The organism is Pseudomonas sp. UME65 (genome assembly GCF_014170225.1).
GTDB classification, from domain to species: Bacteria; Pseudomonadota; Gammaproteobacteria; order Pseudomonadales; family Pseudomonadaceae; genus Aquipseudomonas; species Aquipseudomonas protegens.
On record NZ_LZZQ01000013.1, the window covers coordinates 822,430 to 846,178 of the forward strand.

Here is a 23,749-nt window from a genome sequence, read left to right on the forward strand (position 1 = left end):
GGGCATTGTACGCGAGTGGGCCGTTGTCCCTGTAGCCGCAGCCTGGGCGCATCCGAATCACGGGCATAAAAAAACGCCGCCGGGATAAACCCTGCGGCGTTCTTCAATGCAGCTGGCGCTTACACGGTGTGCAGGTACCAGTTGTACTCGAGGTCGGAGATGGAGTGTTCGAACTCCTCCAGCTCACTTTCCTTACAAGCGACGAAGATATCGATGTATTTCGGATCGATGTACTTGGCCATGACTTCGCTGTCGTCCAACTCGCGCAGGGCATCACGCAGGTTGTTCGGCAGGCTCTGCTCGTTCTGCTCGTAGGAGTTGCCTTCGGTAGGCGCCCCCGGCTCGATCTTGTTGGTCAGGCCGTGGTGCACGCCCGCCAGGACCGAAGCCATCAGCAGGTAGGGGTTGGCGTCGGCGCCGGCGACCCGGTGTTCGATGCGCACTGCATCGGCCGAGCCGGTGGGGACGCGAATGGCCACGGTACGGTTGTCCAGGCCCCAGCTCGGCGAGTTCGGCACATAGAACTGCGCGCCGAAACGGCGATAGGAGTTGACGTTCGGGCAGAGGAAGGCCATCTGCGCCGGTAGGGTCTCGAGCACACCGCCGATCGCGTGACGCAGTGCGGCGTTCTGCTCGGGATCCTCGCTGGCGAAGATGTTCTTGCCATCTTTGTCCAGAACCGAAATGTGAACGTGCAGACCGTTGCCCGCCTGGCCCGGGTAAGGCTTGGCCATGAAGGTGGTGTCCATCTCATGGTCGTAGGCGATGTTCTTGATCAGGCGCTTGAGCAGGACCGCGTAGTCGCAGGCCTTGATCGGGTCGGCCACGTGGTGCAGGTTGACTTCGAATTGTGCCGGGGCACTTTCCTTGACGATGGCGTCGGCTGGGATGCCTTGTTCCTTGGCACCTTCCAGGATGTCCTGGAGGCAGTCCACGTATTCGTCGAGGTCGTCGATCAGGTAGACCTGGGTGGAGTGCGGGCGCTTGCCGGAAATCGGCGAGCGTGGTGGCTGTGGCCGGCCGTTCACGTTCTCCTGGTCGATCAGGTAGAACTCCAGCTCGAAAGCGGCGCAGATGGTCAGGCCCAGTTCGTCGAACTTGGTCACCACCTGGCGCAGGACTTCCCGTGGATCGGCAAAGAAGGGGTCGCCTTCGAGTTCGTGCATGGTCATTAGCAATTGCGCGGTAGGGCGCTTCTGCCAGGGCTCGTTGCACAGGGTATCGGGGATTGGATAGCAGATCCGGTCGGCGTCGCCGATGTCCAGACCCAGGCCGGTGCTTTCCACCGTAGAGCCATTGATATCCAGGGCAAACAGGGAGGCCGGCAGGTTGATGCCTTTCTCGTAAACCTTGTGGAGGCTGGTGCGTTCGATGCGCTTGCCGCGCACCACACCATTCATATCCGCAATCAGAAGGTCAACGTACAGAACCTCAGGATGTTCCTTAAGGAACGCGTTCGCTTCGTTGAGCTGAACGGCACGCGGGGGTACCGACATGATGCAACACCTTTGTTGTTAAAAATATCAATCATTGATCTTTTCTGGTTTCAGTCAACCCGAACGGCATGCCGAAGTCAAGTAAGGCCTTTTATGCCCTAATAAAGGGCTGGCAAGGCTCTTTTGGGGCAAAACAGGGCGTTTTTTGGGGCTCGGCCGCCCTGGGTACCGCAGGCTTGAGCAGGCCGTGTTGTATTTTTTACGGGGGTGTTGTGTAAAAAAATGAACAAGGCTAAGCTCGAATCAAACCCATAACAGCAATAATACCGGGGTGTTTCATGTCTCGCCTGCCGTTAATCGGCGTCACCGCCTGCTCCAGGCAGATCGGTCTGCATGCTTATCACATCAGTGGCGACGAGTATGTCCACGCAGTAGCCAGCGCAGCCCAGGGCGTGCCGGTGATTATCCCGTCCATGGCGGAACTGCTTTCCCCGTCCGATATTCTGGACGGTCTGGACGGCATTCTCTTTACCGGCTCTCCCTCCAATATCGAACCTTTCCATTACCAGGGTCCTGCCAGCGCGCCGGGCACTGCTCATGATTCTGCACGGGATGCTGCCACCCTGCCGCTGCTGAGCGCCGCCGTCGCAAGTGGTGTTCCGGTGCTGGGCATCTGCCGCGGCTTCCAGGAAATGAACGTGGCCCTGGGCGGCAGCCTGCATCAGAACGTGCAGCAGGTGCAGCCTTTCATGGACCACCGGCACACCGAACAGCCCGGCCAGCCCCTGGACGCCTGGTACGCGCCGGCCCACGACCTGCATATCAAGGCCGGTGGTGTTCTGGCGGAGCTGGGCCTGCCGGAGCGGATTCAAGTCAACTCGATCCATGCCCAGGGCGTCGAGCGTCTGGCCCCGGGGCTGCGGGTCGAGGCGCTGGCTCCCGACGGGTTGGTAGAGGCGGTCTCGGTAGAAGCCAGCAAGGCTTTTGCACTAGGGGTGCAATGGCACCCCGAATGGCAGGTAAGCTGCAACCCTCACTACCTGGCCATCTTCCAGGCTTTTGGTGATGCCTGCCGCAAGCGGGCAAGACAACGCGACGCCGAAGCGTCACATAAGGCCTGACTTAATAGAGAGTCAGGAAACTCAGCCTAGAGGCATTTATGAGTAACAACCTCGACCAGCTCACCGATTGGTTGAAAGACCACAAGATCACAGAAGTCGAATGCATGATCGGCGATTTGACCGGGATCACCCGGGGCAAGATCTCGCCGACCAACAAGTTCATTGCCGAAAAAGGCATGCGCCTGCCCGAGAGCGTGCTGCTGCAGACCGTGACCGGCGACTATGTCGAAGACGACATCTATTACGAACTGCTGGACCCGGCCGACATCGACATGGTCTGCCGCCCGGACCAGAACGCGGTGTACCTTGTGCCCTGGGCCATCGAGCCCACTGCCCAGGTGATCCATGACACCTACGACAAGCAGGGCAACCCCATCGAGCTGTCGCCGCGCAACGTCCTGAAGAAGGTCCTGAAACTCTATGCCGACCACGGCTGGCAGCCCATCGTGGCGCCGGAGATGGAGTTCTACCTGACCAAACGCAGTGACGACCCGGACTACCCATTGCAGCCGCCGATCGGCCGCTCCGGCCGCCCGGAAACCGGGCGCCAGTCGTTCTCCATTGAAGCTGCGAACGAATTCGACCCGCTGTTCGAAGATGTCTACGACTGGTGCGAACTGCAGGAGCTGGACCTGGACACGCTGATCCACGAGGACGGCACGGCGCAGATGGAGATCAACTTCCGTCACGGCGATGCCCTGTCCCTGGCCGACCAGATCCTGGTGTTCAAGCGCACCATGCGCGAAGCCGCGCTCAAGCACGACGTGGCCGCCACCTTCATGGCCAAGCCCATGACCGGCGAGCCCGGCAGCGCCATGCACCTGCACCAGAGCATCATCGACATCAACACCGGCAAGAACGTCTTCTCCAATGAAGACGGGACCATGAGCCAGCTGTTCCTCAACCACATCGGTGGTTTGCAGAAGTTCATTCCCGAGCTGCTGCCGCTGTTCGCCCCCAACGTCAACTCGTTCCGTCGTTTCCTGCCCGATACCTCGGCGCCGGTGAACGTCGAGTGGGGCGAAGAGAACCGCACCGTGGGCCTGCGGGTGCCGGATGCCGGGCCACAGAACCGTCGCGTGGAAAACCGCCTGCCGGGCGCCGACGCCAACCCGTACCTGGCCATCGCCGCCAGCCTGCTGTGTGGCTACATCGGCATGGTCGAAGGCCACAACCCGAGCGCGCCCGTGGTGGGCCGTGGCTACGAGCGCCGCAACCTGCGCCTGCCACTGACCATCGAAGACGCGCTGGAGCGTATGGAAAACAGCAAGACCATCGAGAAGTACCTGGGCCAGAAGTTCATCACCGGCTATGTCGCGGTGAAGCGGGCCGAGCACGAAAACTTCAAGCGCGTGATCAGTTCGTGGGAGCGGGAGTTCCTGTTGTTCGCCGTCTGATCCGCCGGGCGCCACTGCCCGCCAGTGGCGCCTTCACTGACACTAAGGAGAGATTGATGACTCATAAAAACCCGCAAACCCGCGAGTGGCAAACCCTCAGCAGTGATCACCACCTGGCACCGTTCAGTGACTTCAAGCAACTGAAGGAAAAGGGCCCGCGGATCATCACCCATGCCAAGGGTGTGTACCTCTGGGACAGTGAAGGCAATCAGATTCTCGACGGCATGGCCGGCCTGTGGTGCGTAGCCATCGGCTATGGCCGTGACGAACTGGCGGAAGCCGCCAGCAAGCAAATGCGCGAACTGCCCTATTACAACCTGTTCTTCCAGACTGCCCACCCACCGGTGCTGGAGCTGTCCAAGGCGATCGCCGATATCGCGCCAGAAGGCATGAACCACGTGTTCTTCACCGGTTCCGGCTCCGAAGGCAACGACACCATGCTGCGCATGGTCCGCCACTACTGGGCGATCAAGGGCCAGCCGAACAAGAAAACCATCATCAGCCGGGTCAATGGCTACCACGGTTCCACTGTGGCCGGTGCCAGCCTCGGCGGCATGACCTACATGCACGAGCAGGGCGACTTGCCGATCCCGGGTATCGTCCATATCCCGCAGCCTTACTGGTTCGCCGAAGGCGGCGACATGAGCCCCGAAGAGTTCGGTATCTGGGCCGCCAACCAGCTCGAAGAGAAGATCCTCGAACTGGGCGTGGACAATGTCGGGGCCTTTATCGCCGAACCGATCCAGGGCGCCGGTGGTGTGATCGTGCCGCCGGACAGCTACTGGCCGCGGATCAAGGAAATCCTTGCCAAGTACGACATCCTGTTCGTCGCCGATGAAGTGATCTGTGGCTTCGGGCGCACCGGTGAGTGGTTCGGTAGCGATTTCTACGACCTCAAGCCGGACATGATGACCATCGCCAAGGGCCTGACCTCCGGCTACATCCCCATGGGTGGGCTGATCGTGCGCGACGAAGTGGTGGCGGTGCTCAACGAGGGCGGCGACTTCAACCACGGTTTCACCTATTCCGGGCACCCGGTGGCCGCTGCCGTGGCCCTGGAAAACATCCGCATCATGCGCGAAGAGAAAATTATCCAGCGCGCCCATGAAAAAGCGGCACCGTATTTGCAGAAACGTCTGCGCGAGTTGAGCGACCACCCGCTGGTGGGCGAGGTTCGCGGGGTAGGGCTGCTGGGGGCCATCGAACTGGTCAAGGACAAGGCCACCCGGGCGCGTTACGAAGGCCGAGGCGTGGGCATGATCTGCCGGCAGTTCTGCTTCGACAACGGCCTGATCATGCGCGCGGTGGGTGACACCATGATCATTGCGCCGCCCCTGGTGATCAGCGAGGCGGAGATCGACGAGCTGGTGGCCAAGGCGCGCAAGTGTCTGGACCTGACCTTGAGTGTGCTCGAGGGCTGAGTGCTAGGCTTTGAGCGCGGTGCTTGCGGGCACTGCGTTCAAAGCAGATGTAAAAGCCTGGTCTTTTCTTGAAAGCCGGCCTTGGATCTTGCCAGACTACCCGCCGTTTTGGTTGCCCGGATATTGGCCGCTGAGCGAGTGGTTAAAAAGAATAATTGGAGCATTACGCATGAAGGCATTAGGTATGAAGTTAGCTGGCAAGACCCTCCTCGCCATGTCCCTGATGGGCGTGATGGCGGCGGCGGCACAAGCGGACGATAAAGTGCTGCACGTTTACAACTGGTCCGATTACATCGCGCCGGACACTATCAAGAAGTTTGAAGCCGAGTCGGGCATCAAGGTTGTCTACGACGTGTTCGACAGCAATGAAACCCTGGAAGCCAAGTTGCTCGCCGGCAAGTCCGGTTATGACGTTGTGGTGCCTTCCAACAACTTCCTGGCCAAGCAGATCAAGGCCGGTGTCTACCAGGAACTGGACCGCTCCAAGTTGCCGAACTGGAAGAACCTCAACGAATCGCTGCTCAAGGCGGTTTCGGTGAGCGACCCGGGCAACAAGCATGCCTTCCCTTACATGTGGGGCTCGATCGGTATCGGCTTCAACGCCGAGAAGGTCAAGGCCGCGCTGGGTGCCGATGCACCGACCAACTCCTGGGACCTGCTGTTCAAGCCTGAGAACGCTGAGAAGCTGAAGGCCTGCGGCGTCAGCTTCCTCGATTCGCCAACCGAGATGATTCCGGTGGCGCTGCACTACCTGGGCTACCCGACCGACAGCCAGGACAAGAAGCAACTGGCTGAAGCCGAAGCGCTGTTCCTCAAGATCCGTCCTTCGATCGCCTACTTCCACTCCTCCAAGTACATCTCCGACCTGGCCAACGGCAACATCTGCGTCGCCGTGGGTTACTCGGGCGACATCTACCAGGCCAAGGCCCGTGCCGCCGAAGCCGGTGACAAGGTCAAGGTCAGCTACAACATCCCCAAAGAAGGTGCTGGCAGCTTCTATGACATGGTGGCCATCCCCAAAGACGCGGAAAACGTCGAAGGCGCCTACAAGTTCATGACCTTCCTGCAAAAGCCTGAAGTCATGGCCGAAATCACCAACGCCGTGCGTTTCCCCAACGGTAACGCGGCTGCAACCCCATTGGTCGATAAAGACATCACCAGCGACCCGGGCGTCTACCCGCCAGCTGAGGTGCAGGCCAAGCTGTACGCGATCGCCGACCTGCCGGCCGCGACCCAGCGCATCCTGACCCGCAGCTGGACCAAGATCAAATCCGGCAAATAAGCCGATTTGCAGCACTCCCTGTTGCCGTCGTCGTGGCGAGGGCGGCAACAGGAAACAATTAAATGACAGAAAGTTTTGCTGGATTGGTTTATCGAGGGTAAGTTGCGCGCCGGTTTTGTTGCTGGGCAGCTTGGAGGCTGTCAGGTAGCGCGGGGCAACTTGGGCCCAACTATTTAAGAGGACCTCCACTTGCCTATTTCTTTATTTCGCAAAGCCATGCTGGCCGCCGCCGGCCTGACGCTGATGGCTGGCGTCCAGGCTGCACCGACCGTGCATATTTATAACTGGTCCGATTACATCGGTCAGAACACTCTGGCCGAGTTTGAAAAGGCCACCGGTATCAAGCCGGTGTATGACGTATTCGATTCCAATGAAACCCTGGAAGGCAAGTTGCTGGCCGGCCGTACCGGTTATGACGTGGTCGTGCCGTCCAACCACTTCCTGGGCAAGCAGATCAAGGCCGGGGCTTTCCAGAAGCTCGACAAGAGCCTGCTGACCCACTATTCGAACCTTGACCCGGTACTGCTCAAGCGTCTGGAAATGAACGATCCGGGCAACCAGTACGCGGTGCCGTACCTGTGGGGTACCAACGGCATCGGCTACAACGTCGACAAGGTCAAGGCCGCCCTGGGCGTGGACAAGATCGACTCCTGGAGCGTGCTGTTCGAGCCGGAGAACATCAAGAAGCTCAACAGCTGCGGCGTGGCCTTCCTCGACTCCGCCGACGAGATGATGCCCACGGTCCTCAACTACCTGGGCCTGAACGCCAACAGCACCAACCCCCAGGACTACAAGAAGGCCGAGGCCACGCTGCTGGCGGTACGCCCCTACGTGACCTACTTCCATTCGTCCAAGTACATCTCGGACCTGGCCAACGGCAATATCTGCGTGGCCATCGGGTTTTCCGGCGATGTGTTCCAGGCCAAGGCCCGGGCCGCCGATGCCGGCAAGGGTGTGAACATCGCCTATGCGATTCCGAAGGAGGGCGGTGCCCTGTGGTTCGACATGCTGGCGATCCCCAAGGATTCGACCAACGTCAAGCAGGCCCACGCCTTCATCAACTATTTGCTGCAACCTGAAGTGATCGCTCAGGTCAGTGACTATGTCGGTTATGCCAACCCCAACCCCGGGTCGGACAAGCTGATGGAGCAGTCCATTCGCACCGACGAAGCGGTCTACCCACCGCAGGAAGTGCTCGACAAGACCTATGTGTCCACCGAGTTGCCACCCAATATCCAACGCTTGATGACCCGCAGCTGGACCAAGGTCAAGACGGGTAAATAGTTCCACAGGCTCAAACTATCCAAGGTCCGCCCGCATGGGGCGGGCTGCAAATTTTGTTGGGAGTTTCGCAAATGGCAGTTGCCTCCGGCGCCTATAAGAAAGCCCTCGAGGGCGACCAGACACCTAAGCAGGTGCTGGTCAAAATCGACCGGGTCACGAAGAAGTTCGACGAGACGGTTGCCGTGGACGATGTGTCCCTGGAAATCAAGAAGGGCGAGATCTTCGCCCTGCTCGGCGGTTCGGGTTCAGGCAAGTCCACCTTGCTGCGGATGCTGGCCGGCTTCGAACGGCCAACGGAGGGGCGAATCTTCCTCGATGGTGTAGACATCACTGACATGCCGCCCTACGAGCGGCCGATCAACATGATGTTCCAGTCCTACGCCCTGTTCCCCCACATGACCGTGGCCCAGAACATCGCCTTCGGCCTCAAGCAGGACAAGATCCCTGCCGCCGAGATCGACGCCCGGGTGGCAGAGATGCTCAAGCTGGTGCAGATGAGCCAGTACGCCAAGCGCAAGCCGCACCAGCTCTCCGGCGGCCAGCGCCAGCGCGTGGCCCTGGCCCGTTCCTTGGCCAAGCGTCCCAAGCTGCTCTTGCTGGACGAGCCCATGGGCGCCCTGGACAAGAAGCTGCGCTCGCAGATGCAACTGGAACTGGTGGAGATCATCGAGCGCGTGGGCGTGACCTGCGTAATGGTGACCCACGACCAGGAAGAGGCCATGACCATGGCCGAACGCATCGCCATCATGCACCTGGGCTGGATCGCCCAGATCGGCAGCCCGATCGACATCTACGAGACCCCGGTCAGCCGCCTGGTCTGCGAATTCATCGGCAACGTCAACATCTTCGAGGGTGAAGTGGTGGACGATGCCGAGGGCCACGCGCTGATCACCTGCAAGGACCTGGACCGCAGCATCTATGTCGGCCACGGCATCAGCACTTCGGTGCAGGACAAATCGGTGACCTACGCGATCCGCCCGGAAAAGCTCCTGGTGACTGCCGAGATGCCGACCTGCGAGTACAACTGGTCCAGCGGCAAGGTCCACGACATTGCCTACCTGGGCGGCCACTCGGTGTTCTACGTCGAGCTGCCGAGCGGCAAGCTGGTGCAATCCTTCGTCGCCAACGCCGAGCGCCGTGGTGCGCGGCCGACCTGGGGTGACCAGGTCTACGTCTGGTGGGAAGACGACAGCGGCGTGGTACTGCGCTCATGAACATGCGAAAGCTCAAGCGCCGACTCAATCGAATAATTCCCGGTGGCCGTCAGCTGGTCATCGGGGTTCCGTTCATCTGGCTGTTCCTGTTCTTCATGCTGCCGTTCTTCATCGTCTTGAAGATCAGCTTCGCCGAAGCGGACGTAGCCATTCCGCCGTACACCGAGATCTACAGCTACGTCGACCAGAAGCTGCAGTTGCTGCTGAACCTGGGCAACTACGCGATGCTCGGCGACGACGAACTCTATATCGCCGCCTACCTCGGTTCGCTGAAGATGGCGTTCTTCAGCACCATCCTCTGCCTGCTGATCGGCTACCCGATGGCCTACGCCATCGCCAGTGCCCGCAAGGAATTGCAGACGGTGCTGGTGCTGTTGATCATGATGCCGACCTGGACCGCGATCCTGATCCGCGTCTATGCCTGGATGGGCATCCTCAGCAACAACGGCCTGCTCAATGGCTTCCTGATGTCCATGGGCTGGATCAACGAGCCGCTGCAGATCCTCAACACCAACATCGCGGTGTATATCGGGGTGGTCTATTCCTACCTGCCGTTCATGATCCTGCCGCTGTACGCGAACCTGGTGAAACACGACACCAGCCTGCTGGAGGCCGCGGCCGACCTGGGTTCGAGCACCTTCAACAGCTTCTGGAAAATCACCGTGCCGCTGTCCAAGAACGGCATCATCGCCGGCTGCATGCTGGTGTTCATCCCGGTGGTGGGTGAGTTCGTGATTCCGGAACTGCTGGGCGGTCCGGAAACCCTGATGATCGGCAAGGTGCTGTGGCAAGAGTTCTTCAACAACCGTGACTGGCCGGTGGCATCCGCCCTGGCGGTGGTGATGCTGGCGATCCTGATTGTGCCGATCATCCTGTTCAACCGCAGTCAGGCCAAGGAAATGGAGGGCAAGGAATGAAGCGCTTCAGTTTCTCCAGCCTGATGCTGGTGCTCGGCCTGTTGTTCATCTACCTGCCGATGCTGATCCTGGTGATCTACTCGTTCAACGCCTCCAAGCTGGTGACGGTGTGGGGCGGCTGGTCAATCAAGTGGTACATCGGCCTGCTGGATAACCAGCAACTGATGGGCTCGGTGATGCGCTCCCTGGAAATCGCCTGCTACACCGCTGTAGCAGCGGTGGCACTGGGCACCCTGGCGGCGTTCGTGCTGACCCGGATCACCCGCTTCAAGGGCCGTACCCTGTTCGGTGGCCTGGTCACCGCGCCGTTGGTGATGCCGGAAGTGATCACCGGTCTTTCCTTGCTGCTGCTGTTCGTGGCCATGGCCCAGGCGGTCGGCTGGCCTCAGGAGCGCGGCATCGTCACCATCTGGATCGCCCACACCACGTTCTGCGCCGCCTATGTGGCAGTGGTGGTGTCGGCCCGCCTGCGTGAGCTGGACCTGTCCATCGAAGAGGCGGCCATGGACCTGGGCGCGCGGCCGTGGAAGGTGTTCTTCCTGATCACCATCCCGATGATCGCGCCTTCGCTGGCAGCGGGCGGCATGATGTCCTTCGCCCTGTCCCTGGATGACCTGGTACTGGCCAGCTTCGTTTCCGGCCCGGGTTCCACCACCTTGCCGATGGAAGTGTTCTCGGCGGTGCGCCTGGGGGTGAAGCCGGAGATCAACGCCGTGGCCAGCCTGATCCTGCTGGCGGTGTCTCTGGTGACCTTCCTGGTCTGGTTCTTCAGCCGGCGCGCTGAAGAAGCCCGCAAGCGGGCGATCCAGCAGGCCATCGAGGAAAGCGCTGCCGACTCCTGGAAACAGCCGGACGTGCGTCGGGCCCAGGCGCCGGAAACCGCCTGAGTTGCGGTTGTGTCATCAAAAAACCTCGCCCCGGTTTCCGGGAGCGAGGTTTTTTATTGGCCCTTGCCGGAGCAAGCGTCCTTCAGAAGGGGATTGGGCTTGCGGGTCTCTTCGCTGGCCAGCCAGCTCCTGCAGCGCTGGTGATGGGTCAGGATTGCCAGGGTGAACGGCGAATCACCTCGACGAAATTCAACGCCTTGAACCCTGGCTGCTGGTCGGCCAGGACGTCGGTCTTGACGTTGCCGAAGGTGGTTTGCGGGCGATGGCGCAGGCCGTCGGCGAAGGCGCAGATGATGCATTCCTTGAAGCCTTCACCGCGCGGGTGGGCGTGGACCACGGCTTCACGCTGGGCCGCGGGGAACGCGGCGTAGTCGATGCCCAGCACATCCATCTCGACCCCGGCGGTGACCAGGGCCACGGTAGGGCGCAGGTGCTGGGGGATGCCTGGGGTGGTGTGCAAGGCGATGGACAGCCAGACCTGCTCGATATCGTCGGCGCTGAGGCCGTAGGGCTGGAGAAAGTCGCGTGCGGCGTTGGCGCCGTCGACTTCGAAGCGCTGGTCGGCGCTGCGCAGGCCCTCCACCAACCCCAGGTCGTGGAACATGGCGCCGACGTAGAGCAACTGCGGGTCGTAAGCCAGCTGCCGGCGTTCGCCGCTCAGGGCGCCGAACAGGAACACCCGGCGCGAGTGGTGATAAAGCAGGTCGGATTCGACATCGCGGATGTACTCGGTGGTGGCCCGGGCCAGGGCGCTGTCGGGTATCCGGATCCCGGCGATGGTGGAGCTCATGGGGCGTTCCTCGTGGCGGGCGCCGTGCTGGCGCTGGAGCCTTCAGTCTGTTACCGGCCCTTTCGGCCCACAATCGCACCGGGGCTGCGATCCCGGCCAACCTGCGTGCATTTCCTGCCAGTGCTATGTTCCCCCGAGCTTTGCTTGCGACAATTGCCCGCCGCTCGGGGTTGCCGGGCGCGGGTCATAGAGGGCTATTTGCACCATGGGTAGAAGCGTTGCCGTGCTGGTTTTTCCGGGTGTCCAGGCCCTCGATGTCACCGGGCCCATGGATGTGTTTTGCGAAGCCAACCGGTTTCTGCCGGCCGAGGATCATTACCGCTTGCGGGTGATTGGCGTCGAGGCTGGGGCGCAGGCCTGTTCCAATGGCCTGCTGTTGCAGGCCCATTGTTCCTTCACCCAGGCCCTGGAGCCCTTTGACCTGTTGCTGGTGGCAGGCGGCCCGCAGGTGCCTGGCAGCCAGTTCAGCCCGGCCTTCTACGCCTGGCTGCGGGAGGCCTGCGCCCGGGCCAAGGGCTTCGGCTCGATCTGCAACGGCGCGTTCATCCTGGCCCGGGCCGGGTTGCTGGAAGGGCGCACGGTGACCACCCACTGGAGCGATGCGCCGGCGCTGGCTGCGCTGTGCCCGGGCACCCGGGTCGAGGCTGATCGCCTGTACGTCCAGGACGGTAGGCTGTTCACTTCGGCGGGGGTCACCGCCGGCATCGACCTGTCGCTGTACCTGCTGGCCCAGGATCATGGTGCGGGGGTGGCCCTGAGCGTGGCCAAGCGTCTGGTGGTGTTCACCCAGCGCACGGGGGGGCAGTCGCAGTTCAGCCCGTTTCTGCTGCCCCAGGCCGAGACCACCTCCACCGTGGCTCGGGTCCAGCAGCATGTGCAGGACCGGTTGCAGGCGGACCTGAGCATTGCCGAGCTGGCCCGGGCGGTGAACATGAGCTCGCGCAATTTTGCCCGAGTGTTCGTTCGAGAAGCGGGGGTGACTCCGGCGGAATTTGTCGAAGGCGCGCGGATGGATGCGGCGCGGGGGATGCTCGAACGCAGCGCGGCGCCGCTCAAGACCGTGGCCTACGCCTGCGGTTTTCGCGATGCCCAGCACATGCGCAGCGTGTTCAACCGGCGCCTGGGGCTGACCCCGCAACAGTTCCGCCTGAACTTCAGCACCGTGCCCTTGTAGGAGCCGGCTTGCCGGCGAAGGCGTCCTTCAGCGGAGTGCAGGGCTTGCTGGCCTCTTCGCTGGCCAGCTCGCTTCTACACCCGCCGCTGGTCAAGGCGCCGGGACCCGGGGGCGTGCCGGCAGCAGCTTCAGGGTGCTGCGGGTGTTGGCGGTGACTTCCTCGTCGCTGAAGTGCGCCTGCTGGTAGACCCCTTCGATATAGGCTTCGGCCTGATCGTCGTAATGCTTGTCGAACAGCACGCCACTCTGGCCCACCGGGTTGATGGTCAGGCTGTGGGCCGGGTCGGCGAAGTCGATGATGCGCCGGGTCGAGGGCCCGTAGACTACTGACCAGGGCGCCGGGCCGATCTTGGCGGTGAGGTTGTTCGGCACCTCGTGGCTACCGGGGGCGTCCAGGGGGCCGACGTTGAACAGTCGGTCCAGGGGCTTCTGCATGCCCAGCGGGTGGCCGTGGGTCAGCGTGTGGGCCTGGCCCCAGCGCCATTGCGCCGGGTTGGCGCCCAGGGTCAGGCGCAGGTGGTCGATACTGGCGCGCCAGGCCAGCTTGACCGTGTCGGCGCGGCTTTCGCGCTGGGGCGTGGTGCGGTTGTCCCACCAGGGCGAGTCGGGGTCCGCCGCCAGCCGGGGCAGGGCGGCGTCCACCACCCGGGCCTGGATCAGGGCGTCGAAATAGGCGTCGCCGAGTTTTTCATGGAAAGTGGCATCGGCCAGGTTGAACAGGAACTGGTTGAACAGCGTCGCGCTGGTGGATTCCAGCGGATAGTCGCCCTGCCATTTCGCCAGTTGCTCCACCAACTTCAGTTCCTCGGGGTCGCTGACCACTTCACGCAACACCGGCAACAGCGGCGCCAGCAGGCGCGGCCCGTAGGCGGTGGTGGTGCCCAACTGCAGTTTCTGGGTGTTCTCCAGGTCCCATTTCTGGCTCTTGTCGCTGAGCTGCCGATCCAGTTGCTGACCACGGTCGGCCAGGTTGTAGTAGCCGGGGATCTCCATGCCGGTGGGGGATACCGGCTGGAAGTTGGCCGAGACGATATAGCCCCGGGCCGGGTTCTCTTCCTGGGGGTTGGCGCTGAAGGGGTAGAAGCCTTCCTTGTCCGCCAGGCTGGTGCTGCCATCGAGGATGAAGGCCGGCTTGGCCCCCGCCGGGCGCTTGGGCAGGAGCGCCGCCGCCCACCAGCCGATGTCGCCCTTGGCGTTGGCCCAGACGATGTTCAGGCCCGGTGCATGGACCTTGGCGGCCGCAGCGCGGACCTTGGCCAGGGTGTCTGCGCGGTTGAGCTGGTAGAAGCCGTCGAGAATCGGGTTCGGGGTTTCCAGGAAACCCCACCACATGGCGATCGGCGCCTTGCCCACGGTGGTGCCGAGCATGTCGTTGATGATCGGGCCGTGGGGCGACTGGCGCAGGGTCAGGGTCACCGGGGCCTGGCCCTTGACGGCGATCTGCTGCTCGCTGGTGATCAGGTCCACCCACTTGTCGTGGAACCAGACCTGATTGGGGTTCTCCGGGTTGACCTTTTCGGCGATCAGGTCGAGGTCATCGTTCTGGAACATGGTCAGGCTCCAGCCGAAGTCCAGGTTGTGGCCGAGAAAGGCGAAGGGCACCAGGGCCTGGTGATGACCGTAGAGTTCAAAGCCAGGGGCCGAGAGCTGGGCCTCGTACCACACCGACGGCAGCGAGTAGCGGATATGCGGGTCGCCGGCCAGCAGCGCGCGGCCGCTCTTGGTCCGCGAGCCGGAAACCACCCAGGCATTGCTGCCCTCGAATTGCGGCAGCCCGGCTTCTTCCAGGGCTTGCTGGCTCAGGCGGGCGATCCGGCCCAGGCCCTGCCAGTCGACGGCGGCCAGTGGCGCTGAAGGTGGGGTCTTGCCCTTGGCCAGCACGCCCTTGGGCTGCCAGTCGAGGTCGAACACCTTCAGGTAGTCATTGCCCAGCTCGTCGCGGATGTAGGTCAGCAGCGGCTCGGTGCGAAAGGCCATGGCAAAGCTGTAGGCCATGAAACCGGCGACGCTGACGGTGTCTTCTGCGGTGAAAGGCCGCTTGCGGATACCCAGGACGTCGAACTCGATGGGGCTGGCGTGGCTGTCCTGATACTGGTTGATGCCGTCCAGATAGGCTTCCAGGGCCTTCCAGGCGGGTGACTGATGGTCGAGCCCGGCGATATAGCTGTCGGCCCGTTCGCGAATCCGCAGGCTGCGGAACAGTTTGTCGGTGTCCACCAGCTTGGGCCCCAGCACCTCTGCCAGCTCGCCCCGGGACAGGCGCCGCAGCACTTCCATCTGGAACAGCCGGTCCTGGGCGTGCACGTAGCCCAGGGCGCGGTACAGGTCGGCTTCGTTTTCGGCGCGAATGTGCGGCACCCCGCGTTCGTCGTAACGCACGGTGACCGAGCCTTGCAGGCCATTGAGCTCGACCTGGCCCTGACGCGTCGGCTGCTTGCTGTACAGGTAGCCGGCAAGCCCTGCCAGCAGGGCGAGGATCAGTACGGCGACGACGGTCAGGCTGCGTTTCATGCGGGCTCCTTGCTGTTGTTGTATTCAATGCCGCCTTGGGAGAGCTGCAGAGATTTAGCACAAGTCAGGGGCCTCGCGCAGGAGGCAGTCCTTGATTAGTCGCGAATGCCTTGTTCGGCCGGCCAGGGGCAGTAGCAGCCGATGGCCAGGGTGTGGGTGGCGCTGACCGGGCGATTGTCCTCAAGGGCCTGGAGGATGGGCTCGATGAAGCTGTTGCTGGAATTGCAGGTCAGGCCTTCGCTGTAGGGGCCGAAGTAGGCCAGCTTGCCGTTGCGGTCCCAGATCGCCACTGCCGGGCTGGCGGGGATCTGTTCCGCTCCGGGCAGGCTGTCGAGGTGCTTCAGGCGGCTCAGGGTGGCGGGTAGCTGGCCGTGGCTGCCGGGCTTCTGTACGGCATAGAACTCCACGCCCCGCGGGCCATAGGTTTCGATCAGCTCGGCCAGGTGCTGCTGGTTACCGACATTGCAGGGGCAGGCCGGGTCCCAGAAATGCACCAGGCGGATCGCCCCGGGGCCGGCCAGTTCGGCGGGCAGTTGCAACGGGTCGCCGGAGAACATCGCGGTGTGCTCGCTGAACGCCCGCAGATAGCGGCCCTGGAACCATTCGTAGGCGTTCCACAGCACCACGGCGCAGATCAGGACAAGCAGGCTGGCAAGCAGGGGCGTGCGGTAAGACTGGCGCATTAAGATCGGTCCTCGAAGGTCGCGTAGCTTGCCATGCTTGCCGCGACAGATGAATATCGCAGGCCCAGAAAGCCCGTTTTGTCGCCGGTACCCCCGCTTTGGAATTCTCTATGCCCGCCACTTTCGACCCCGACCACCTGCGTGCCAGCCTGCAACCTCTGGTCGCCGGGCAGCCTTTGTCGGTGGAGGGGCAGGCCTACCAGCGCTTCTATGGGCTGGATTTCGCCGGGCGGGCGCTGGTGCCGCGCAGCCGCCTGGGGCGTTTCCAGATGGACGGCTACGACGTGGTGAGCCAGGTATGGTGGCCGGAGCAGCCACGGGCCACGCTGTTTCTGTTCCACGGCTTCTACGACCACATGGGCTTGTACCGGCATGTGATCGAGTGGGCGCTGCAACGGCGTTTCGTGGTGATTTCCTGCGACCTGCCCGGGCACGGTCTTTCCAGTGGCGAGCGGGCCAGTATCGATGATTTCGCGGTGTACCAGCGGGTGCTGCAAGGCCTGTTCGCCGAGGCCCGGTCTCTGGAGCTCCCCGAGCCCTGGCACCTGTTCGGGCAAAGCACCGGCGGCGCGATCATCATGGACCACCTGCTCAACCAGGGCGCCGAGAGCCCGGCCCAGGGGCAGGTGATGCTGCTCTCGCCGCTGGTGCGGCCGCGGGCCTGGGGCTGGTCGATGCTTAGTTATTACGCGCTGCGGCCCTTCGTCACCGGCATTGCCCGGCGCTTCAGTGAAAACTCCAACGACCCGGATTTCCTCGCGTTCCTGCAGGTCGACCCGTTGCAGCCGCAACGCTTGCCGACGGCCTGGGTGGGAGCGCTGTCGCGTTGGATCAAGCGCCTGGAGGCGGCGCCCCGCAGTTCCAGGCAGCCGTTGATCGTTCAGGGGGATGCGGACATGACCGTGGACTGGCAGCACAATCTGCAGGTGATTCGTGGCAAGTTTGCCGCGCCCGAGTTGTTGATGCTGCCCGATGCGCGGCACCACCTGGCCAATGAAGTCCCGTTGTATCGCGATCAGTACTTCGCCTTTCTGACCCAGCACCTCTAGAGATTGGTGCAGCCGCTGCCGCAGGCTGCGAACGGCCCGAAGGGACGCAAGAGCCCAAGGCTACTGCAGGCTCGTCAGGCGATTGCCAGGCAAGGGCCTGCGGGCTCGGCAGCGGTCACAGGCGAGTTGCCGGGTCAGGGGGCGAGGCTGGAAGTGCTCTGGCCGACCGCCAGGCCGGCGCGAATCGCTGCCAGGGCGGCCTGGTAGTAGGCCTTGCCTTCGCTGGATTCGGCGAAGGTGGCGAACTCTTCCAGCTCCGTGTCGGACAGATCCCGATAGACGTACAGCAAGGTGTTGTTCAGGTCGTTGCCGATCTGCTGCATCAGCCGCTGGCGCTGGCCGTTGAGCATGCCCTGGGCCTGGCCGCCCCCCAGCAGGCCGGGAATCATCTGGCTCAGGCTGTCGGCGGCGACACCGGCAATCGCCAGGCTCACCTCTGCACCCGCTTCCCGGGCCGGCAGGGCCTGGGCCAGGTGGCCGATGATCAACTGGCGGTTGTCGCTGGCCTGCATCTTCGGCAGGCCCTGGGCGTTCTTGGCCAGCTGGTCGCGGCGGGTCGCCAGCAGTTCGGCGGCGACGATCTTGCGGCCCAGGGGCGACTGGAAGAAGGCCAGGGCCGGTGCGGGGTCCGCCAGGTTCTGCCGCAGTTGGGCCTCGGCGCGACGGTCCACGGCCTGGGGTGCGAAGCGCTGGTTGCTGTTGTCCACCAGGGCTTGATAGACCGCCGGCGGCAGGCTGCTCTGGTAGCGCTGCTGGGCGGCGCTGAGGGCATCGTTGAAATGCGCGCGCTGTTGCGCCCAACCGGCGACCTGGTACAACTGGTCGTGGCTGTCTGCCCAGGCAGGCAAGGCGCAGAAGATCAACAGTGAGAAAAGCAAACGGCGCATAAGGACTCCTGTCAGCAGGCGACTATTCTCCGGGGCAAGAGGGTGGTTGTCGAGAATTCGTATCAGCATCCCTCGGCAAACCGATGATGTGTAAGCCCATTGAAAAAAATGCTTCATCCTCCGCTCTGCGGCTCTGTCAGATTTTTCTGAGGCTGGATACTATGCGCGCCATGCAAATACCCTCTGATCATCCGCTGTTGTTGAACATTGTCGACGACCTGGCCGCCTGTGGCTGGTCGCAGCAAAATGTCTTCCTGTCCGAGGCTCTGACCCTCGAACTGGCGGCTGAGTGCCGTAAACGTGCGGCTGAAGGTGAACTGGCGCCGGCGGCGGTAGGACGCGGGCCGGCCCAGGAGATCCGCGAGGGTATTCGCGGCGACCATATCCAGTGGCTCGAACCCGGTCAGGCCCAGGCCTGCGATAGCTACCTGGAACTGATGGACAGCCTGCGCGAGGCTCTGAACCGAGGCCTGTTCCTCGGGCTTGAAGATTTCGAATGCCATTTCGCGATGTACCCGCCGGGAGCCTTCTACAAGCGCCACGTGGATCGCTTTCGCGATGACGACCGGCGCATGGTCTCGGCGGTGGTCTACCTCAATGAGGAGTGGCTGCCCGAGCAGGGCGGGCAATTGCGCATGTACCTCAATGACCGGGGGCAATACGATGTAGTCCCTGTCGGGGGGCGGCTGGTGGTGTTTCTTTCCGGCGAAGTCCCCCATGAAGTCATGCCTGCGACCCGGGAACGCCTGTCCCTGACCGGCTGGTTCCGGCGCCGTGGTAACGAGCCGTTCTGAATATGCACAAGATCCTGGTCAGCCGCTGCCTGTTGGGCCACCGCGTACGCTACGACGGCGGTGCCAGCGGCCCGTTCGATCAACTGGCCGCCTGGCAGCAAGAGGGACGAGTGGTTGCCTTGTGTCCGGAGGTTGCTGGGGGTTTGCCCACGCCACGGGCGCCGGCGGAGATCCCCGGCGGGCAGGGTGTCGATGTGCTCGAGGGCCGGGCACCGGTGATGACCTGCGAAGGTGAAGATGTCAGCGCCCAGTTCCTGGCTGGCGCCCGCCAGGCCCTGGAGCTGGTGGAGAAGCACCGGATCCGCGTTGCCGTGCTCAAGGCCCACAGCCCATCCTGCGGCAACCTGCTGACCTATGACGGCAGCTTCAGCGGGGTCAAGGTTTCGGGGGAGGGCGTCACCGCCGCGTTGCTCAAGCAGCACGGGGTGCAAGTCTTCAGCGAGCTGCAACTGCCCGAGGCCGCCAGCGCCCTGGCCGCATTGTCCTCGTAGCTGCTGCCGAGCTTTAGCGAGGCTGCGAAAAGGCCCTAAGGGCCTTGCTTGACGATTTCCCGCCGACCTCTAGCAGCCATGAAGCCCCTGGGTCCCTTCGGGCCGTTCGCAGGCTGCGGCTACAGGTCAATCCAGGCAGCTTGTGTCGTTTACTGCCCGGCTTCGGCCTTCGGCGGTTTGCTCGCGTCCATGCCGAACCATTTCTCCGACAGGGCCATCAGGCGCCCGTCGGCCTTGATCCGCTGCAAGGCGCTGTCCAGGCTCGCGCGAAACGCCGGGTTACCTTTCTGGAAGGGGATCGCCAGGCTCAGGGTCGGTCCGACCTTGGCGCCTTCCTTCACCGGCAGGCGGCTGTCGCGAATGGCGTAGGGAATCAGCAGGCGATCGCTGATGGCAGCGTCGATCTGCTTGTCCGCCACGTCCTTGATCGGCTGCTGGGCATCGGCGTAGCTGCGCAGGTTGATCCCTTCAACAGTCCGCGCCTGATCGACGAACTGGCTGCCCTGGGCCACCCCCAGCGCCTGGCCGCGCAGGGCCTGCAGGGAAAACAGCGGACGCTGCTCTTCCTTGCGCACAATCAACTGCGCACTGGAATAGCTGTAGGGTTCGCTGAAATCGAAACGATCCTTGAGTTCCGGGGTCATTGCTATGTGGTTGATCGCCACGTCGAACTTGCCGCTTTCCACTCCCGGGAGCAGTTCGGCGGCCTCGGTCACCACGAAGTCCGCGCGTACGTCCAGTTCACTGGCCAGCAGTTGCCCCAACTCCACCTCGAAACCGGTGAGTTTGCCGTCGTCCTTGAAGTTGAAGGGTGGCGTATCGGCTTCCAGGGCGATGCGCAGCTCGCCGCGGTCATTGATATCGTCCATCAGTTCGGCTTGAGCGCAAGTGCTCGCAAGGGGCAGCAAAAGTAACAGGCCAGGCAGGAAACGCATGGTCACTCCTTGAATTTATATGAGCGATGCGCCGTTCAGGCTCGCTTTGCTAAGGTGTTGAGTGCCTTCGACAACGAATTGCCACGAAGTTGTCATAACCGTAAAAGATTTGCGGAAAAACTGGAGAAGATAATGAAAATTTTTATGTCGCGTGCTGCTTTGGCCGGTCTGTTGCTGGGAACCTCGATGCTGGCCGGTGCAGCGGAAATTCCGCGTACCGAGGCACCTGCCGGCGCCAAGGTGACTATCGTTTCCCCGGCCGACGGGGCCACCGTGGACAAGACCTTCAAGGTCAAGTTCGGCGTTGAAGGCATCGCCCTGGCTCCGGCGGGCGATCAGACCGCCAACACTGGCCACCATCACCTGTTGATCGATGTCGATCAGTTGCCTGCCGAGAACCTGCCGATCCCGATGGATGCCAACCACCTGCACTTCGGCAAGGCCCAGACCGAAACCGAAGTGACCCTGACCCCCGGCAAGCACACCCTGCAACTGGAACTGGGGGACAAGAACCACGTGCCTTTCAACCCGGTGATCGTTTCCAAGAAAATCACAGTAACAGTGAAATAATCGTAAACACGATAAAAAAGGGAGCCCAGAGGGCTCCCTTTTTTGTGCCGCGGTCGAGGCTTAGAACAGCACGCGGCAACGGATGGTGCCGTTGATGTGCTGCAGCTTCTCTTGCGCCAGGTCCGAGTACTCGGCGTCGACGTCGATCACCACGTAGCCGACCTTCTCGTTGGTCTGCAGGAACTGACCGGAGATGTTGATGCCGTTTTCGGCGAAGACCTTGTTGATCTCGCTCATCACGCCCGGAATGTTCTCGTGGATGTGCAGCAGACGGTGCTTGCCCGGGTGGGCCGGCAGCGCCACTTCAGGGAAGTTGACCGAGGACACCGAGGTACCGTTGTCGCTGTACTTGACCAGTTTTTCTGCCACTTCCAGGCCGATGTTGGCCTGGGCTTCAGCGGTGGAACCGCCGATGTGCGGGGTCAGGATCACGTTGTCCAGGCCGCGCAGCGGGCTTTCGAACTCTTCGTCGTTGGAGCGCGGCTCCACCGGGAATACGTCGATGGCCGCGCCGATCAGGTGCTTGTCCTTGATCGCGTCCGCCAGGGCGTCCAGCTCGACCACGGTGCCGCGGGCGGCGTTGATCAGGATGCCGCCCTTCTTGATGGCGCGGATTTCCTTCTCGCCGATCATCCACTGGGTGGCCGCGGTTTCCGGCACGTGCAGGGTGACGATGTCGGACATGCCCAGCAGTTCGTGCAGGTTGCCCACCTGGGTGGCGTTGCCCAGTGGCAGCTTGGTCACGGTGTCGTAGAAAAACACCTGCATGCCCAGGCCTTCAGCCAGGACCGACAACTGCGTACCAATGGAGCCGTAGCCGACGATACCCAGCTTCTTGCCACGGATTTCGAAGGAGTTGGCCGCGCTCTTGATCCAGCCGCCACGGTGGCAGGAAGCGTTTTTCTCGGGGATGCCGCGCAGCAGCAGAATGGCCTCGGCCAGCACCAGCTCGGCAACCGAACGGGTGTTGGAGTACGGCGCGTTGAACACCGCGATGCCGCGCTCGCGAGCGGCGGACAGGTCAACCTGGTTGGTGCCGATGCAGAAGCAGCCCACTGCGACCAGTTTCTTCGCGTGGTCGAAGATCTCTTCGGTCAGTTGAGTGCGGGAGCGAATGCCGATGAAGTGTGCATCGGCGATCTTTTCCTTGAGCTGGGCTTCCGGCAGAGAACCGGTGAGGTACTCGATGCTGGTGTAGCCGGCGGCCTTGAGGACGTCGACAGCGGATTGGTGGACGCCTTCGAGGAGAAGGAACTTGATCTTGCTCTTATCGAGAGAAGTCTTGCTCATCTGCGTAAACCTGTGTCCCGGAGAAAAATGGCAGGGAAGTGGACAGCTTGAGCTGACCTGGGCGGCACTGGGCCGACACCGCAGAAAGGCCCTTGGGCACTCTCCTGCGGGGGCGGTATGCTAGCATACGCGCCCCGCTAAACACTCATTCCTGCGACGTGAAGCGTTCTCAGGATGACCATGAATTGTTCGAGAGTTCTGTCGATGACCAATCCTGCCCTGATTGATGAGCTGAAGACCCTGGTTGAGCCTGGCAAGGTGCTGACCGACGCTGACTCCCTGAATGCTTACGGCAAGGATTGGACCAAGCATTTCGCCCCGGCCCCGACAGCCATCGTGTTTCCGAAAACCATCGAGCAGGTCCAGGCCATTGTGCGCTGGGCCAATCAGCACACGGTTGCGCTGGTGCCTTCGGGCGGTCGCACCGGGCTTTCGGCGGCAGCGGTGGCAGCCAACGGCGAGGTGGTGGTGTCCTTCGACTATATGAACCAGATCCTCGACCTGAACCTGACCGACCGCACCGCGGTGTGCCAGCCGGGCGTGGTAACCGAGCAGTTGCAGAACCTGGCGCAAGAAAACGGCCTGTACTACCCGGTGGATTTCGCTTCTGCAGGTTCCAGCCAGATTGGCGGCAATATCGGTACCAATGCCGGCGGAATCAAGGTCATTCGCTACGGCATGACCCGCAATTGGGTGGCTGGCATGAAGGTGGTCACCGGCAAGGGCGACCTGCTGGAGTTGAACAAGGACCTGATCAAGAACGCCACCGGCTATGACCTGCGCCAACTGTTCATCGGCGCCGAGGGCACCCTGGGCTTCGTGGTCGAGGCCACCATGCGCCTGGACCGGGCCCCGAAGAACCTCACGGCGATGGTCCTGGGCACCCCTGATTTCGACTCGATCATGCCTGTGTTGCACGCCTTCCAGGGCAAGCTGGATCTGACGGCCTTCGAGTTCTTCTCCGACAAGGCTCTGGCCAAGGTCCTGGCCCGTGGCGATGTACCGGCGCCGTTCGAGTCCGACTGCCCGTTCTATGCGCTGCTGGAATTCGAAGCCACCACCGAGGAAGTGGCCAACCACGCCCTGGAAACCTTCGAGCACTGTGTCGAGCAGGGCTGGGTGCTGGACGGCGTGATGAGCCAGAGCGAAACCCAGTTGCACAACCTGTGGAAGCTGCGCGAATACATCTCCGAGACCATTTCCCACTGGACGCCGTACAAGAACGACATTTCGGTCACTGTGTCGAAAGTCCCGGCCTTCCTTCAGGAAATCGACGCCATCGTCGGCAAGCATTACCCGGACTTCGAAATCGTCTGGTTCGGCCACATCGGCGACGGCAACCTGCACCTGAACATCCTCAAGCCGGACAACTTGAGCAAGGACGAGTTCTTTGCCAAGTGCGCGACGGTCAACAAGTGGGTGTTCGAAACGGTCGAGAAGTACAACGGCTCGATTTCCGCGGAACACGGCGTGGGCATGACCAAGCGTGATTACCTGACCTACAGCCGCTCGCCGGTGGAGATCGAGTACATGAAGGCGGTCAAGGCCGCGTTCGACCCGAACGGCATCATGAACCCGGGCAAGATCTTCGCGATCTGAAGCCGGGTAGTGTCCAG

Annotated in this window: 21 protein-coding genes; 14 read left to right on the forward strand and 7 right to left on the reverse strand. The window is 62.4% G+C overall.

Going from position 1 to position 23,749, the window contains the following annotated elements:
- Positions 1-119: 119 nt before the first annotated feature.
- Entirely contained in the window at positions 120-1,496 is a 1,377-nt protein-coding gene (locus A9971_RS18635) for a glutamine synthetase family protein (RefSeq protein WP_011064103.1), read from the reverse strand.
- Positions 1,497-1,774: 278 nt separating this feature from the next.
- Here A9971_RS18635 and A9971_RS18640 point away from each other — a divergent pair, with 278 nt between their 5' ends.
- The 8 genes from A9971_RS18640 to A9971_RS18675 all read left to right on the forward strand — a co-directional run bounded on the left by A9971_RS18640 (position 1,775) and on the right by A9971_RS18675 (position 10,959).
- On the forward strand, positions 1,775-2,557 hold the full coding sequence (locus tag A9971_RS18640) for a gamma-glutamyl-gamma-aminobutyrate hydrolase family protein (RefSeq protein WP_041120312.1): 783 nt from the start codon (positions 1,775-1,777) through the stop codon (positions 2,555-2,557).
- 38 nt (positions 2,558-2,595) lie between these two features.
- Positions 2,596-3,954, forward strand: coding sequence for a glutamine synthetase family protein (locus A9971_RS18645; protein WP_011064101.1), 1,359 nt, complete (start codon positions 2,596-2,598; stop codon positions 3,952-3,954).
- A gap of 56 nt (positions 3,955-4,010) precedes the next feature.
- On the forward strand, positions 4,011-5,375 hold the full coding sequence (locus tag A9971_RS18650; RefSeq protein ID WP_011064100.1) for an aspartate aminotransferase family protein: 1,365 nt from the start codon (positions 4,011-4,013) through the stop codon (positions 5,373-5,375).
- Positions 5,376-5,559: 184 nt separating this feature from the next.
- On the forward strand, positions 5,560-6,657 hold the full coding sequence (locus A9971_RS18655; RefSeq protein ID WP_026020018.1) for a polyamine ABC transporter substrate-binding protein: 1,098 nt from the start codon (positions 5,560-5,562) through the stop codon (positions 6,655-6,657).
- A 189-nt stretch (positions 6,658-6,846) separates the two neighbouring features.
- The gene (locus A9971_RS18660; protein WP_015637412.1) at positions 6,847-7,941 is read left to right on the forward strand and encodes a polyamine ABC transporter substrate-binding protein; all 1,095 of its coding nucleotides are present in this window, start codon (positions 6,847-6,849) and stop codon (positions 7,939-7,941) included.
- Between the two features lie 71 nt (positions 7,942-8,012).
- Positions 8,013-9,155 (forward strand): ABC transporter ATP-binding protein, encoded by a 1,143-nt coding sequence (locus A9971_RS18665; protein WP_041120308.1) that lies wholly within the window; start codon positions 8,013-8,015, stop codon positions 9,153-9,155.
- Between the two features lie 35 nt (positions 9,156-9,190).
- Entirely contained in the window at positions 9,191-10,072 is an 882-nt protein-coding gene (locus tag A9971_RS18670) for an ABC transporter permease subunit (protein ID WP_169892555.1), read from the forward strand.
- The gene (locus A9971_RS18675) at positions 10,069-10,959 is read left to right on the forward strand and encodes an ABC transporter permease subunit (protein WP_011064095.1); all 891 of its coding nucleotides are present in this window, start codon (positions 10,069-10,071) and stop codon (positions 10,957-10,959) included. Before A9971_RS18670 ends, A9971_RS18675 begins: the two co-directional genes overlap by 4 nt.
- A gap of 148 nt (positions 10,960-11,107) precedes the next feature.
- Here the strand turns inward: A9971_RS18675 and A9971_RS18680 are convergent, their stop codons facing one another.
- The gene (locus tag A9971_RS18680) at positions 11,108-11,749 is read right to left on the reverse strand and encodes an HD domain-containing protein (protein ID WP_011064094.1); all 642 of its coding nucleotides are present in this window, start codon (positions 11,747-11,749) and stop codon (positions 11,108-11,110) included.
- 205 nt (positions 11,750-11,954) lie between these two features.
- On the opposite strand from A9971_RS18680, the gene A9971_RS18685 reads away from it, so the two are divergent.
- Positions 11,955-12,923 (forward strand): GlxA family transcriptional regulator, encoded by a 969-nt coding sequence (locus A9971_RS18685; protein WP_183001195.1) that lies wholly within the window; start codon positions 11,955-11,957, stop codon positions 12,921-12,923.
- 90 nt (positions 12,924-13,013) lie between these two features.
- Here A9971_RS18685 and A9971_RS18690 read toward each other — a convergent pair whose 3' ends face one another.
- Together A9971_RS18690 and A9971_RS18695 are read right to left on the reverse strand one after the other, a co-directional pair.
- Positions 13,014-15,434 (reverse strand): penicillin acylase family protein, encoded by a 2,421-nt coding sequence (locus A9971_RS18690; protein ID WP_072443521.1) that lies wholly within the window; start codon positions 15,432-15,434, stop codon positions 13,014-13,016.
- A gap of 95 nt (positions 15,435-15,529) precedes the next feature.
- Positions 15,530-16,117, reverse strand: a complete 588-nt coding sequence (locus A9971_RS18695; protein ID WP_019093425.1) for a DUF6436 domain-containing protein — start codon at positions 16,115-16,117, stop codon at positions 15,530-15,532.
- Between the two features lie 110 nt (positions 16,118-16,227).
- Here A9971_RS18695 and A9971_RS18700 point away from each other — a divergent pair, with 110 nt between their 5' ends.
- Positions 16,228-17,166: an alpha/beta hydrolase gene (locus A9971_RS18700; RefSeq protein WP_183001194.1), complete on the forward strand. Its 939-nt coding sequence runs from the start codon at positions 16,228-16,230 to the stop codon at positions 17,164-17,166.
- A gap of 134 nt (positions 17,167-17,300) precedes the next feature.
- Here A9971_RS18700 and A9971_RS18705 read toward each other — a convergent pair whose 3' ends face one another.
- Positions 17,301-18,053 (reverse strand): DUF2059 domain-containing protein, encoded by a 753-nt coding sequence (locus tag A9971_RS18705; RefSeq protein WP_011064089.1) that lies wholly within the window; start codon positions 18,051-18,053, stop codon positions 17,301-17,303.
- Between the two features lie 161 nt (positions 18,054-18,214).
- Between A9971_RS18705 and A9971_RS18710 the strand changes: the two genes are divergently transcribed.
- Both A9971_RS18710 and A9971_RS18715 read left to right on the forward strand, forming a co-directional pair.
- Positions 18,215-18,847, forward strand: a complete 633-nt coding sequence (locus A9971_RS18710; RefSeq protein WP_011064088.1) for a 2OG-Fe(II) oxygenase — start codon at positions 18,215-18,217, stop codon at positions 18,845-18,847.
- Positions 18,848-18,849: 2 nt separating this feature from the next.
- Positions 18,850-19,338 carry a DUF523 domain-containing protein gene (locus A9971_RS18715; RefSeq protein WP_011064087.1) on the forward strand — a complete coding sequence of 163 codons (489 nt, stop codon included), beginning with the start codon at positions 18,850-18,852 and terminating at the stop codon, positions 19,336-19,338.
- Between the two features lie 149 nt (positions 19,339-19,487).
- Here A9971_RS18715 and A9971_RS18720 read toward each other — a convergent pair whose 3' ends face one another.
- On the reverse strand, positions 19,488-20,273 hold the full coding sequence (locus tag A9971_RS18720; RefSeq protein WP_011064086.1) for a transporter substrate-binding domain-containing protein: 786 nt from the start codon (positions 20,271-20,273) through the stop codon (positions 19,488-19,490).
- Between the two features lie 132 nt (positions 20,274-20,405).
- On the opposite strand from A9971_RS18720, the gene A9971_RS18725 reads away from it, so the two are divergent.
- The gene (locus tag A9971_RS18725) at positions 20,406-20,843 is read left to right on the forward strand and encodes a DUF4399 domain-containing protein (protein ID WP_011064085.1); all 438 of its coding nucleotides are present in this window, start codon (positions 20,406-20,408) and stop codon (positions 20,841-20,843) included.
- Positions 20,844-20,903: 60 nt separating this feature from the next.
- Here A9971_RS18725 and serA read toward each other — a convergent pair whose 3' ends face one another.
- Positions 20,904-22,133, reverse strand: coding sequence for a phosphoglycerate dehydrogenase (serA, locus tag A9971_RS18730; protein ID WP_011064084.1), 1,230 nt, complete (start codon positions 22,131-22,133; stop codon positions 20,904-20,906).
- Positions 22,134-22,337: 204 nt separating this feature from the next.
- Between serA and A9971_RS18735 the strand changes: the two genes are divergently transcribed.
- Positions 22,338-23,732: an FAD-binding oxidoreductase gene (locus A9971_RS18735; RefSeq protein ID WP_183001193.1), complete on the forward strand. Its 1,395-nt coding sequence runs from the start codon at positions 22,338-22,340 to the stop codon at positions 23,730-23,732.
- Positions 23,733-23,749 lie beyond the last annotated feature (17 nt).

Coding starts and splice junctions, on each gene's coding strand:
- A9971_RS18635 (WP_011064103.1), bottom strand. CDS start 1,496: ATGTCGGTACCCCCGCGTGCCGTTCAGCTCAACGAAGCGAACGCGTTC.
- A9971_RS18640 (WP_041120312.1), top strand. CDS start 1,775: ATGTCTCGCCTGCCGTTAATCGGCGTCACCGCCTGCTCCAGGCAGATC.
- A9971_RS18645 (WP_011064101.1), top strand. CDS start 2,596: ATGAGTAACAACCTCGACCAGCTCACCGATTGGTTGAAAGACCACAAG.
- A9971_RS18650 (WP_011064100.1), top strand. CDS start 4,011: ATGACTCATAAAAACCCGCAAACCCGCGAGTGGCAAACCCTCAGCAGT.
- A9971_RS18655 (WP_026020018.1), top strand. CDS start 5,560: ATGAAGTTAGCTGGCAAGACCCTCCTCGCCATGTCCCTGATGGGCGTG.
- A9971_RS18665 (WP_041120308.1), top strand. CDS start 8,013: ATGGCAGTTGCCTCCGGCGCCTATAAGAAAGCCCTCGAGGGCGACCAG.
- A9971_RS18675 (WP_011064095.1), top strand. CDS start 10,069: ATGAAGCGCTTCAGTTTCTCCAGCCTGATGCTGGTGCTCGGCCTGTTG.
- A9971_RS18680 (WP_011064094.1), bottom strand. CDS start 11,749: ATGAGCTCCACCATCGCCGGGATCCGGATACCCGACAGCGCCCTGGCC.
- A9971_RS18685 (WP_183001195.1), top strand. CDS start 11,955: ATGGGTAGAAGCGTTGCCGTGCTGGTTTTTCCGGGTGTCCAGGCCCTC.
- A9971_RS18690 (WP_072443521.1), bottom strand. CDS start 15,434: ATGAAACGCAGCCTGACCGTCGTCGCCGTACTGATCCTCGCCCTGCTG.
- A9971_RS18695 (WP_019093425.1), bottom strand. CDS start 16,117: ATGCGCCAGTCTTACCGCACGCCCCTGCTTGCCAGCCTGCTTGTCCTG.
- A9971_RS18700 (WP_183001194.1), top strand. CDS start 16,228: ATGCCCGCCACTTTCGACCCCGACCACCTGCGTGCCAGCCTGCAACCT.
- A9971_RS18705 (WP_011064089.1), bottom strand. CDS start 18,053: ATGCGCCGTTTGCTTTTCTCACTGTTGATCTTCTGCGCCTTGCCTGCC.
- A9971_RS18710 (WP_011064088.1), top strand. CDS start 18,215: ATGCGCGCCATGCAAATACCCTCTGATCATCCGCTGTTGTTGAACATT.
- A9971_RS18715 (WP_011064087.1), top strand. CDS start 18,850: ATGCACAAGATCCTGGTCAGCCGCTGCCTGTTGGGCCACCGCGTACGC.
- A9971_RS18720 (WP_011064086.1), bottom strand. CDS start 20,273: ATGCGTTTCCTGCCTGGCCTGTTACTTTTGCTGCCCCTTGCGAGCACT.
- A9971_RS18725 (WP_011064085.1), top strand. CDS start 20,406: ATGAAAATTTTTATGTCGCGTGCTGCTTTGGCCGGTCTGTTGCTGGGA.
- serA (WP_011064084.1), bottom strand. CDS start 22,133: ATGAGCAAGACTTCTCTCGATAAGAGCAAGATCAAGTTCCTTCTCCTC.
- A9971_RS18735 (WP_183001193.1), top strand. CDS start 22,338: ATGACCAATCCTGCCCTGATTGATGAGCTGAAGACCCTGGTTGAGCCT.